A 13692-nucleotide genomic window follows, 5' to 3' on the forward strand; every position below is an offset into this window, starting at 1 on the left:
TCAGTCGATGAGGCGGATGTCTTGGCCTGCTTCGTCTCTCGGGTCGCCCGGGGTTGTGAACCAGTGGGTGACCTCGCCGTCTTCCAGGTCGGCGGGGGTGTTGCCGGTGGGGATGACGGAGAGGGCGCCGGCGGCGGCCGAGGCGAGGAATTCGTCGATCGCGGGTTGGTCGGTGGAGGCGGTGGTGTACGTCGTGGACTCGTAGTCGATGTCGTTGTCGGCGCGCAGGGTGGCTGCGCGGTCGAGGGCCTCGGACTGGGTGAGGGTGGCCCAGGTGTCGGCGTCGCGGTAGACGAAGGCGGGGTCGGATTCGGACAGGGGGCGGACGCGGTCGGTGTAGGAGACCGGGTGCGCGGGGCGGGCGGCCAGGTCGGACTGGACCTTCGGGTCCGACGGAACCAGCCAGCGGATCGAGCTGGCGGCCGGCTCCTGGGCGATGCCGAAACCGGCTCCGGCGGCGAGGATGTCACCGAAGGAGAGGCCGTCGGCGAAAAGTACCGCGGCACCGGCCTTGTGGATGGCCCAGACCGCGACCACCGCGTCCACCGTGTGCGGGAGGGCCACGGCGACGACGTCGCCCGGACCCGCACCGCGCTCGATGAGCAGGCGCGCCAGCTGGGAGCTGCGGCGGTCCAGGACGGCGTACGCGATCTCCTGGCCGTCGGACAGCAGGGCGGGGGCCTGCGGGTCCTCTTCGACGACCTCGGCCAGCACATTGGCCACGGTCGCGGTGCCGACACGCGCCGCGTCCGCCGCGGAATCGGCGGGGGTGACGGCGCTTTCGGCGAGGATGCGGGCGCGTTCGGTGGCATCGAGGATGTCGATGTCGCCGACCAGGCCCTCGGCGTCTCCGACCAGCGCGTCCAGGATCCGGTTGAAGCGCGCGGCGAGGATGGCGACCTCGTCGGCGGTGAACCGGCTGCCCAGGTAGCGCAGGGAGATGTCGATGGTCTCGCCCGCCATGATGACCAGGCTCATCGGGTAGTGGGTGTTGTCGTTGATGCCGACACCGCTGACGGACATGCCGTCGATGGAGCTGGCCGCGGCGATCGCGTCCTTGTCCACCGGGTAGGACTCGAACGCCATGATGGTGTCGAATTCCGCTCCGGCACCGGCCAATTGCTGAATCTCGGTGAGCCCGATGTGGTGGTGCTCGAGCAGGTCGGCCTGATCGTGCTGGACCCGCTGGAGCAGCCCGCCGATGGTCAGGCGGTCATCGACGCGGATGCGCACCGGCACCGTGTTGATGAACAGACCCACCATGGATTCGACGCCCGGCAGATCGCCGGGGCGGCCGGAGACGGTCGCACCGAACACCACGTCGCTGCGCCCGGTGAGGCGGCCGATCAGCACCGCCCAGGAGGTCTGGATCAGCGTGTTCAGCGTGACGTTGAGTTCCCCGGCGCGCTTGCTGAGCGCACGGGTGCGGTCGGCGTCGATATCCAGGGTGTAGCGGCCGATCTCGTAGTTCTCGTCGCGGGTCGCGGCGGGCGCGAGCTGGGTGGGCTCGCTGACGCCGGCCAGGGCGCGCTTCCACGCCTCGATCGACTCGTCCCGGTTCCGTCCGGCCAGCCAGGCCAGGTAGTTCCGGAACGACGGCACCCGCGGCAGCACCGACATGTCGCCGCGCACCGCGTACAGCACCAGCAGGTCCTGCATGAGCAGCGGCATGGACCAGCCGTCCACCAGGATGTGGTGGGTGGTGATGACCAGGTGCACCAGGTCGTCGCTGATCCGGAACACGTTGAACCGCATGAGCGGCGGCGCGGACAGATCGAAGTGATCGGCGCGATCGGCCTCGATCATCTCCCGCATGCGCGGATTGCGTTCGGCCTCCGGCAGATCCGTCAGATCGACGACGCGGAACGGCGCCTCGACCTGGCCGAGCACCACCTGGTGGGCCTGACCGTCGGAGTCGGTGACGAACGCGGTCCGCAGGCTCGGGTACCGGTCCAGGATGGCCTGTGCGGCCACCTGCAGCCGATCCACATCCACCACACCGCTCAGGTCGAGCACGGTCTGAATGGTGTAGACGTCCACCGTGTTCTGGGTGAGCAGCGCGTGGAACAGCAGACCCGACTGCAGCGGCGAGAGCGGCCACACGTCGGCCAGCGCCGGGTAGTTCCGTTCCCACACCTCGATGTCGGACTGTTCCACCCGCACCAGCGACAGGTCGGACGGCGTGAAGCCGCCCGCCGCCGGACGCTTGGCGTGCGCGGCCAGCGCGGTCAGCGCCGCCACGAACAGGTCGGCGAACTCCTGCACCCGCTCGTGCTCGAGCAGCCCGCGCGGGAAGGAGAAGGCCGCGCCCAGCTCCGGTCCGTCCGCGCCGTCGGTGACGATGGCGTTGATGTCGAGGGTGGCGTTGGCGGGCATGTCCGCGTCCATGTCACCGTCGAGTCGGCCCAGGTCGTCGACCGGCACCCAGCCCAGTTCCGCCATGCCCTCGGGCACTTCGCCCGCGGACATCCGGCCCAGGTAGTTGAAGCTGATCTGGCCGACATCGCGCAGCTGCGTGGCGGTTTCGGGGTTGAGGTGGCGGAGCAGACCCCAGCCCAGACCCTTGTCGGGCAGCGCCAGCAACTGTTCCTTGACCGATTTCACGATGTCGCCCAGGGCGTTTCCGCCCTCGAACGCCTCGGTGAGATCGGCGCCGTTCAGATCGAGTCGCACCGGGAAGGCGGCGGTGAACCAGCCGACCGTGCGCGAAAGATCCGCGCCCGGAACGATTTCCTCTTCACGACCGTGGCCCTCGAGCTTGATCAGCGCGGAGCCGCCCGCGGTCTCCCCGCGCCAGCGCGCGACCGCCATGGCCAGCGCCGACAGCAGACCGTCGTTCACGCCACCGCGGTACAGGCCCGGGACGGCGGTGAGCACGGCCTCGGTGACCGCCGCCGGCACCGTGACCTCGATCCGCTCGACGGTGTCGAAGGTGTCGACCTTCGGGTCGAACGCCCGCGCACCCAGCTGCGGATCCGGAGTCTCGGTGACCCGCTGCCAGAACGGCAGTTCCGCGACCCGCGACTCACTGCGCGACTCCTCGACGAGGGCGTGCGCCCAGCGCCGCAGGGAGGTGCCGGTCTCGGGCAGCGCGATCGGCTGCTCGAAGGCGACCTGCGACCAGGCCAGGCCCAGGTCCGGAATCAGGATGCGCCAGGAGACGCCGTCCACGACCATGTGGTGCGCGACGATGAGCAGCACGTCGCGACGGACGCGTGCCTCGTCGGAACCCTCGGGGGCGAAGGCGAACCAGACGAACTGCACCATGGCGGCATTGGCCGGATCCAGGCGGCCCAGCGCCGCATCGAATTCGATGCTGCCGACGCGGGTCAGCTCCTCGTCGGAGATGTCCGCGGCCAGCTCGACCCGGTGCACCAGCGCGTCGACGTCGACGGCCCCGCGCGGCAGCGCCTCGAATTCGAAGCCCTCCGACGCGTTCTGTCCATGGGCACTGCCGCGCAGACGCGAGCGCAGCACATCGTGGTGGTCGAACAGCGCGCCGATGGCCCCGACCAGCACGGACCGCGTAATGCCGTCCGGCAGGCGCAGCGGCATGGTCTGCGAGAACCGCTCGTAGGACGAGCCACTCGACAGGATCGCGTGCATGATCGGCGTCAGCGGAATGTCGCCGACTCCGCCGCCCGGCAGTTCCGCCAGCTTTTCCTGCGTGGTGTCCCCGCCCAGCGTGGCGACCTCGGCCAGGCCTGCGACGGTCCGCTTCTCGAACACGTCGCGCGGCGAGAACACGATGCCGCGCGCCTTGGCCCGCGAGACCAGCTGGATGGACAGGATCGAGTCGCCGCCGAGCGCGAAGAACGAGTCGTCCGCACCCACCAAGCGCGGGGAGGCGGAGCGATCGACGCCGAGCACATCGGCGAAGACCTCGGCGATGGTCGCTTCCAATTCGGTGACCGGAGCGCGGAAGTCGCGCGCGGTGAACACCGGCTCGGGCAGCGCCCGGCGATCCAGCTTGCCGACCGGGGTGAGCGGGATGGCATCCAGGATCGTGATGGCCGTCGGCACCATGTATTCCGGCAGGCGACCCGAGACGTGCTCGGTCAGCGCCGGGATGTCGATGCTGTGACCTGCGACCGGCAGGACGTAGGCCGCCAGGATGGTGGCCCCGGCCTCGGTCTTGTGGCCGACGGTGACCGCGAAGTCGACCGTCTCGTGCGAGGCCAGCGCGGCGTCGATCTCGCCGAGCTCGATACGGAAGCCGCGGACCTTCACCTGGAAGTCGTTGCGGCCCACGTATTCCACCTCGCCGGTGGCGGTCCAGCGGACCACGTCACCGGAGCGGTACATACGCTCGCCGGCGACGAACGGGTTCGCGACGAACCGCTCGGCCGACAGGCCCGGCCGGTCGTGGTAGCCGCGCGAGAGCTGGATACCCGACAGGTACAGCTCGCCGGCGACGCCGACCGGCACCGGACGCAGGCGCGCGTCCAGGATGAGGGCCTGCATACCGCGCACCGGACCACCGATGGTGACCAGATCACCCGGCACCAGCGCGTCGCTGATGTTGGTCATGATCGTGGTCTCGGTCGGGCCGTAGCCGTTGTGGAACGCACGAATCGTGCGGTTCTGCGGCGTTCCCTCTCCGATGGGCACAGCCCACTTCTCGACCAGATCGGCCGGCACGGCCTCACCACCGGCGACGAGCACCCGCAGCGAGTCCAGACCCTTCGGGTCGAGTGTGGCGAGCGCGGCCGGGGTGATGAAGGCGTGCGTGGCCCGCTCGCGCTTGATCAGCTCGGCCAGTTCCTCGCCGCCGTAGACGCCCGGCGGGACCACCACGAGGGTGCCGCCCGCGCCGATGGCGAGCAGATACTCCAGCACCGACGCGTCGAACGAGGGCGAGGCGAAATGCAGTGCCCGCGAACCGGAGTCGAGGTGGTAGCGCACGATCTGCTCGGTCGCGAAGTTGGCGAGACCGGAGTGCGTGACCACGACGCCCTTCGGCATGCCCGTGGTACCCGACGTGTAGATCACGTAGGCCACGTGGTCCGGCCGGACCGGGGCCCACCGCTCCGCGTCGGTGACGGGTTCGGCGAAGTGCGAGGCGATCTCGGCCTGCACCATCGGATCGTCGAGCGAGATCCAGCCCGCCAGGCTCTTGACCGGCGGCAGCCCCTCGAGCTCGGCGTCGACCGTGAGGCCGAGCACCGCGCCGGAGTCGTTGACCATGTGCGCGATGCGGTCCGCCGGGTAGGACGGATCGACCGGCACGAAGGCCGCACCCGACTTGGCGACGGCCCAGATGGCCAGCACCGATTCGAAGGAGCGCCGGATGGCCACGGCGACACGGGTTTCCGGTCCGGCGCCGCGCTCGATGAGCACGCGCGCCAGGCGCGACGAGGCCGCGTCGAGTTCGGCGTAGCCCAGGGCCTGGCCCTGGAACACGACCGCCTCGCCGACCGGGTTGTTGGCGACGGCCTCGGCCAGCAGCTCGGGCAGCACGCGCGGTTCGATGGCCGGACCGCCCGTGCGGGAGATCAGGTCGGCGCGCTCGTCGGCGGCCAGGATCTCCAGATCGCCGACCGCGTCACGGGGCGCGGCGATGATCTCGCCGAGCAGGCGGAGGAACCGCTCCGCGAAGCCCTCCACCGTCTCCTGGTCGAACAGGTCACGGGCGTAACCGAATTCGGCGTACATGCCCGCGTCCGCGTCGGCCGGAGCCTCGGTCAGGGTGAGCATGAGGTCGAACTTGGCGATCTCGTTCTCGAAGTCGACCGCCGCGGCCCGCAGCGCGGGCAGCTCGAAGGAGCTGTCGGGCAGGTTCTCGAACGACAGCGCCACCTGGAACAGCGGGTGCCGCGCGGTGGACCGCTCCGGGTTGAGCAGCTCGACCAGCCGTTCGAACGGAATGTCCGCGTGCGCGAACGCCTGCAGGTCACTGTCCTTGGCCTTGGCCAGCAGCTCGGTGAAGCCGGCCTGTCCGCTCACCTCGGTACGCAGCACCAGGGTGTTGACGAACATGCCGATCAGGTTGTCCAGCTCGGCCTCGCCGCGGCCCGCGATGGGCGCGCCGATGGCGATGTCGGAGGTGCCGGACAGGCGCGCCAGGAACACCGCGAGGGCGGTGTGCACGACCATGAACATGGTCGCGTTGTTGGTGCGCGCGATCTGCTGGAGTCCGCGGTGCAGGTCCTTGCCGATCGGGAACAGCACCCGGCCGCCGCGGAAGGACTGCGCGGTGGGGCGCGGGCGATCCGAGGGCAGGTTCAGCTCGTCGGGCAGATCCGCCAGTGCGGTGCGCCAGAATTCGGCCTGCGCGGCGATCAGGCTGGTCGCGTCGTCCTCGGAGCCGAGCACCTCGCGCTGCCAGATCGAGAAGTCCGCGTACTGCACCGGCAGCGGCGCCCAGCCGGGCGCCACACCGGCGGCGCGGGCGGCGTAGGCCACCATGACGTCGCGGGTGAGCGGGCCCATGGACCAGCCGTCGGCGGCGATGTGGTGGGTGACGAAGACCAGAACATGCTCGACTTCGGCGGTTCCGCCAATGGAGTCCGTTTCGATGCCTTCGACACGGAACAGCTTGGCGTGCAACGGCACTTCTGCGGTCACGTCGAAGCCGGTGGTGACCAACGCGGTGATCCGCTCGGTCACCGACTCTGCCGACACGACGACCGGCGTCAGATCCGGAACCGCCTGCGCCGCGGGCACGATCACCTGCGCGGCCGCGCCGTCCACCTGCGGGTAGACGGTACGCAGCGTCTCGTGGCGGCCGATCACGTCGGCCACGGCCTGCTGCAGCGCCTCCACATCCAGCGCACCGGTCAGGCGCACCGCCACGGGGACGTTGTACGCCGCCGACGCGGTGTCGAACTGGTTGAGGAACCACATGCGCTGCTGTGCCAGCGACAGCCGCACAGTGTCGGGTCGCGGTGCGGCCGTGAGCGCCTTGCGGTCTCCCGCGCCGGCGTGCTGCTCGACCTTGGCGGCCAGCCCGGCGACGGTCGACGCCTCGAACACGGCGCGCACCGGCACCCGGGCGTCCAGGGCCGCGCCGATGCGCGCGGCGACCTGGGTGGCGAGCAGCGAGTTGCCGCCGAGGGCGAAGAAGTCGTCGTCCGCGCCCACCCGCTCGGCGCCCAGGACCTCCGCGATGACGCCCGCCACGATCTCCTCGATCGGGGTGGACGGCGCCCGGAAGGCGGTGGTCTCGAACTCGGGCTCCGGCAGCGCCTTACGGTCCAGCTTGCCGTTCACATTGAGCGGCAGGGCATCCAGCACCACGAAGGCCGACGGCACCATGTACGACGGCAACGCCCCCGACAGCGCCGACTTCACCAGCGGCACATCGACACCCGAGCCGGACGGGACCAGGTAGGCCACCAGCCGGTCACCCGTCTTGGCGTCGGTCTTGGCCAGCACCGCGGTCTGCGCGATCTCCGGCAGCGCCAGCAACGCCGCCTCGATCTCACCGAGCTCGATACGGAAACCACGAATCTTCACCTGGAAGTCGGTGCGACCCCGGTACTCCAGCTCACCATTGCCGGACCAGGCGACCAGGTCACCGGTGCGATACATGCGCTCACCGGTCGCGAACGGATCGGCCACGAAGCGATCCGCGGTCAGGTCCGGACGCCCGAAGTAGCCGCGCGCCAGCTGCGCACCGGCGAGGTAGAGCTCGCCGGAGACGCCGTCGGGCACCGGGTTCAGGCGCGCGTCGAGCACGTAGACCCGCGAATTCCATTCCGGCGCACCGATGGACACCGAGCCCTGATCGGCGTCGGTGACCAGGTGGCTGGTGATGGACACCGCGGCCTCGGTCGGGCCGTACAGGTTGAACAGCCCGGCGTCCGGATTGCCCGCACGGAAGCGCTGCGCGACTGTCGCGGGCAGCGCCTCACCGATGGCGAGGACCCGCCGCAGCGAATCGTTCAGCGTCCCTTCGGCCTCGGTGAGCAGCGCGTCCAGCATGGACGGCACCACATGCAGGGTGGTGACCCGCTCACGCGCCATCAGCTCGTTGAGGTACGCCGGATCCCGGTGCCCGTCGGCCGCCGCGATCACCAGGCGACCACCGGACACCGCGGCCGACCAGAACTCCCAGACCGACAGGTCGAAGGTGGCGGCGGTCTTGAGCAGCACCGCGTCGTCCGCGCCGAGCCCGAATTCCGCGCTCTTCCACTGCAACTGGTTGGCGATGGCCGCGTGCGGCAGCGCCACGCCCTTCGGGCGACCGGTGGAACCGGAGGTGAAGATGACGTAGGCGGTGTGCTCGGGCCGCAGCGGGGCGACCCGCTCGGCATCGGTGACCGGGCCGGGGTTCGCGCCGGACAGCGCGAGCTCGTCCATCCGCACCAGCGGCGCGATATCGGTCGTGAACTCGGCCGCGGCATTCGTCAGCACGCACACCGGCGCGGCGGTTTCCAGGATGTACCCGGTCCGCTCGGCCGGCTGGTCCGGATCCACCGGCACGTACGCGCCACCGGCGACCGAGACCGCGTACATGGCCACGACCAGGTCGACCGAGCGCCGCAGCGCCAGCGCGACCCGTGCCTCCGGGCCCACGCCCAGCGAGATCAGGTGGCGGGCAAGGCCGTTGACCCGGGCGCCGAGTTCGGCGTAGGTCAGGGTCGCGCTGTCCGGTCCGATGAGCGCGATGGCGGTCGGCTTGGCCGCCACCGTCGCATCGAGCATGGACACCAGCGTCGCGGCCGAATCCACCTGGTGCGCGGTGGCATTGCGCCGCTCCAGGATCTCGGTCCGCTCGGCCCCGGCCAGCAGCTCGATCTCGCCGACCGCGGTGCGGGGGGCGGTCACGATCTCGCGCAGCAGGTGCACGAACCGATCCGCGAAGCCGCGCACGGTGTCCCGGTCGAAGATATCGGTGGCGTAGGTCAGGATGCCGGTGATGCCCTGGGCCGCACCGTCTTCGCCGTAGATGTCGGAGACGATCAGGTGCAGGTCGAACTGCGACAGCTCGGTGTCGACGTCCAGGCCGGCCACGCTCAGGCCCGGCAGTTCCAGGGTGGAGCGGGTCAGGTTCTGGAAGGACAGACCCACCTGGAACAGCGGGTGCCGCGCGGTCGAGCGGGCCGGGTTGAGCACCTCGACCAGGCGCTCGAACGGCACATCGGCATTGGCGTAGGCCTGGATGTCGGTCTCGCGCTGGCGCGCCAGCAGCTCGGCGAACGGCTGCCCGCCGTCGACCAGCGTGCGGAACACCAGGGTGTTGACGAACATACCGATCAGGTCGTCCAGGACGGCCTCGCCACGACCGGCCATCGGGGTGCCGATGGCGATGTCGTCGGAGCCCGACAGGCGCGACAGCAGTACCGCGAGCGCGGTGTGCACGACCATGAACAGCGTCGCGCCCTCGGTGCGGGCCAATTCGACCAGCGCCGCGTGCAATTCGGCGTCGATGCGGACGTCGATCTTGCTACCCGCGAAGGTCTGCACCGCCGGACGCGGCCGGTCGGCCGGGAGGTCCAGCTGATCCGGCAGGCCGGCGAGCGCCTGCGCCCAGTAGGCGACCTGCTTCGACGCCAGCGATTCCGGATCGTCCTCGCTGCCCAGCAGTTCGCGCTGCCAGATGGAGTAGTCCGCGTACTGCACCGCCAGCGGGGTCCAGCCCGGCTTCTGCTTGATGGAGCGCGCCGCGTAGGCGGTCATCAGGTCGCGGGTCAGCGGTGCCACCGAGGAACCGTCACCGGAGATGTGGTGGATCACCAGGGCCAGCACGTATTCCGCGGGCGCGGGGCCGTCCGGGTCCACGACCGGGAACTGGCCGGTGGGCTCGATATCGGCGAAGTCGAAGGTGTAGGCCGCCGCGTGCGCCGCGGCCTCCGACCGCCCTCGCGTCGCGGAACCGGACTCGGCCGCGGGGGCCGGGACCTCGCCCTCGATCTTGAACAGCGCCACCTTGATCGGCACCTCGACGGTCACGTCGAAGGCGGTGGAGGTCAGCTCGACCACCGCGCCCACCACCTCGTCGGCGGTGACGGTGCGCACCTCGAGCTCCGGCACGGCCTGCGCCGGCGGCAGGATGACCTGCACCGGCCCGTCCTCGGTCTGCGGGTAGATGGTCCGCAGGATCTCGTGGCGGGCAACCACATCCGCGATGGCCGCGCGCAGCGCGTCCTCGTCCAGCAGGCCCGACAGCCGCACCGCGACCGGCACGTTGTAGGCGGCCGAGGCGGTGTCGAAGCGGTTGAGGAACCACATGCGCTGCTGGGCCAGCGACAGCGGAATGTTGTCCGGCCGCGGTCCGGCGGTGAGCGCCTTGCGGCCACCGGCGCCGGCGTCACGTTCCACGCGGGCCGCGAGCGCGGCCACGGTGGACGCCTCGAACAGCAGTCGCACCGGCACCCGGGTGTTGAGCGCCTCGCCGAGGCGCGCGGCCACCTGGGTGGCGAGCAGCGAGTTGCCGCCCCACGCGAAGAAGTCGTCGTCCAGGCCGATGCGGCCGGACTCGACGCGCAGCACCTCGGCGAACACGCCGGCCACAATCTGCTCGATCGGGCTGACGGGGGCCCGGAAGACCGCCTTCTCGAAGGTGGGCTGCGGCAGCTCCTTGCGGTCCAGCTTGCCGTTGGCGTTGAGCGGCAACGCGGTCAGCGGCATGAAGACCGACGGGATCATGTACGACGGCAGTTCGGCGGCCAGCGCCGACTGCAGCTGCTGCTTGTCGGGATCGCCGTCGGTGCCGACCACGTAGGCCACCAGGCGGTCGCCGAGCACCGGATCGGTGTGCGCGACCACGGCCGCCGAGGCGACGGAATCGACCCGCAGCAGCGCGGATTCGATATCGCCGAGCTCGATGCGGAAGCCGCGGATCTTCACCTGGAAGTCGGTGCGGCCCCGGTACTCCAGCTCGCCGTTCTCCTGCCAGGCCACCAGGTCACCGGTGCGGTACATGCGGGAACCGTTGTCGGCGAACGGGTTCGCCACGAACCGGTCGGAGGTGAGGTCCGGACGGCCGTGGTAACCGCGCGCCAGCTGCGCGCCGGCCAGGTACAGCTCGCCGGAGACGCCCACCGGCACCGGCCGCAGGCGCGCATCCAGCACGTACACCTGGGAGTTCCACTCGGGCGAGCCGATGGACACCGACAGCTCGTCGCGGGCGGTGACCCGGTGGTTGGTGATGGACACCGCGGCCTCGGTCGGGCCGTACAGGTTGAACAGCTCGGTGCGCGGCCGCTCCCGCAGCACACGCTGCGCCAGCGGGCCGGGCAGCGCCTCACCGATGGCCAGGATGCGCCACAGCGAATCCGGCAGCCCGTCGGTGAGCAGCGCGTCCAGCATGGACGGCACCACGTGCAGGGTGGTCACCCATTCGCGGGCCATGAGCTCGTTCAGGTACGCCGGGTCCTTGTGGCCGTCCGGCGCGGCGATGACCATGCGGCCACCGCAGGCGGCGGCGGACCAGAACTCCCAGACCGAGAGGTCGAAGGTGGCGGCGGTCTTGAGCAGCACCGCGTCGGCCGGGTCGAGGCCGAATTCGGTGACCTTCCACAGCAACTGGTTCACGACCGCGCCGTGCGGCAGCGCCACACCCTTGGGGCGGCCGGTGGAACCGGAGGTGAAGATGACGTACGCGGTGTTCGCGGCCGTCAGCTCGCGCACCCGCTCGGCGGCCGTGATCGGCTTGGCCGAGTGGCCGGACAGGTCCAGCTCGTCGATGCGCAGCACCTCGGCCAGCTCGGATTCGAAACCGACTGCCGCCGTCGTGAGTACGGCCTTGGGCGCGGCCGTCTCCAGGATGTAGCCGACGCGCTCGGCGGGCTGATCCGGATCGATCGGCACGTAGGCGGCACCGGACTTGGCGACCGCGTACATGGCGACCACCAGGTCGGTGGACCGTCGAATGGCCAGGGCCACCCGGTCTTCCGCGCCGATGCCGCGCGCGATGAGCTCGCGGGCGAGCTGGTTCACGCGGGCGTCGAGCTCGGCGTAGGTCAGCTGCTCGGTGCCCTCGGCGGTGTCGGCGACGATGGCCACTGCCTTCGGGTCGTCGGACACCGACCGGTCGAGCAGCGAGACCAGGGTGGCCTCGGAACCGCCGTCCATGACCGACTCCACGTCCTGCGCGGTGTTGTTCCACCGCTGCAGGATTCGCGCGTTCTCGTCCTCGTCCAGCAGGGCGAGGTCGCCGACGGCGACGGTGGAGTCGGTCAGAACGGCGTCCAGCACCCGCACGAACCGGTCGGCGAAGGACCGCACGGTCGATTCGTCGAACAGGTCGGTGGCGTAACCGAATTCGGTGAGGATCTCGGCCGGGGTGCCGTCCTCGGCGTACCGGTCGTAGAGCGTGACGTGCAGGTCGGTCTTGGCCAGCTGCGAGTCGAATTCGACCGCGGCCACGTGCAGGCCCGGCAGCTCGAAGGCGGTCTCGGCCAGGTTCTGGAACGAGAGGCCCACCTGGAACAGCGGGTTGCGCGCGGTGGACCGGACCGGGTTGAGCACCTCGACGAGGCGCTCGAACGGCACGTCGGCGTTGGCGAAAGCCTCCAGGTCGCGCTCGCGGACCTCGGAGAGCAGGTCGGCGAAGCTCGCGGCGCCGTCGACCTGGGTCCGGAACACCAGGGTGTTCACGAACATGCCGATCATGTCGTCGAGTTCGCGTTCACCTCGGCCCGCGATCGGGGTGCCGACCGCGATGTCGTCGGTGCCGGACAGGCGGGCCAGCAGCACCGCCAGGGCGGCGTGCACGACCATGAACAGCGAGGCATTGCTGGCCCGCGCCAGCTCGTGCAGCTTGGCGTGGCGCTCGGCGTCGATATCGAAGCGCAGCGCCTTGCCGTGGAACGACTGCGCCGGGGGACGCGGCCGGTCGGTGGGCAGCTCCAGCTGGTCCGGCAGCCCGGTCAGCGCGCGGGTCCAGTACGAGACCTGCTTGGCGGCCAGCGATTCCGCGTCGTCCTCGCGGCCGAGCACCTCGCGCTGCCACAGCGCGTAGTCGGCGTACTGCACCGGCAGCGGAGCCCACTGCGGCACATCGCCGTTCACCCGGGCCACGTAGGCGGCCATGATGTCGCGCGCCATCGGGCCCATGGAGGAGCCGTCGGCGGAGACGTGGTGGATGGTGAAGGCCAGCACGTGCTGGGTGGTGTCGCTGTCCGCGATGCGGAACATCTTGACGGCGAGCGGCACCTCGACGGTGACGTCGAAGGTGGTCATGGCGAATTCGATGACCTTGCCGAGCAGTTCGCCCTCGGTCACCTCCTCCGGCACCAGCGACAGCTCGGTCTGCGAGGCGGGCAGCACGACCTGGTGCGGACCCTCGGCAGAGCGCGGGTACACCGTGCGCAGCACCTCGTGGCGGGCGATCACGTCGGCGATGGCCTGCTTCATGGCGTACAGATCCAGCGCGCCGGTGAAGCGGACCGCCAGCGGAATGTTGTCGACCGCCGAAGTGCTGGTGTCGAACTGGTTGAGGAACCAGTAGCGCTGCTGCGCCGGGGACAGCGGCAGGTGCGCGGGACGCTCACCGGGAATCAGGCGCGGACGCGCCCCGGAACCGGCATTGCGCTCCACCCGCGCGGCCAGCGCCGCGACCGTGGACGTCTCGAACAGATCGCGCACCGCGAGCTGGGTGTCCAGGGCCGCGCCGAGGCGGGCGGTGACCTGGGTGGCGATCAGCGAGTTGCCGCCGAGCTCGAAGAAGTCGTCGTCCAGGCCGACCCGTCCGACGCCGAGCACGTCGGAGAAGGTGCCCGCCACGATCTCCTCGATCGGGGT

At 70.5% G+C, this 13692-nt stretch carries 1 protein-coding gene (cut by a window edge); it reads right to left on the reverse strand.

Features of this window, described 5'->3' with window-relative positions:
* Positions 1–13692: the end of a non-ribosomal peptide synthase/polyketide synthase gene (locus ACQP1O_RS39200; protein ID WP_433563342.1), read on the reverse strand. 30861 nt of this gene lie beyond the right edge of the window; only the last 13692 of its 44553 coding nucleotides appear in the window; the start codon falls outside the window, past its right edge; its stop codon occupies positions 1–3.

It is taken from the genome of Nocardia sp. CA-151230 (assembly GCF_050942175.1).
In the GTDB taxonomy this organism is placed as follows: Bacteria; Actinomycetota; Actinomycetes; order Mycobacteriales; family Mycobacteriaceae; genus Nocardia.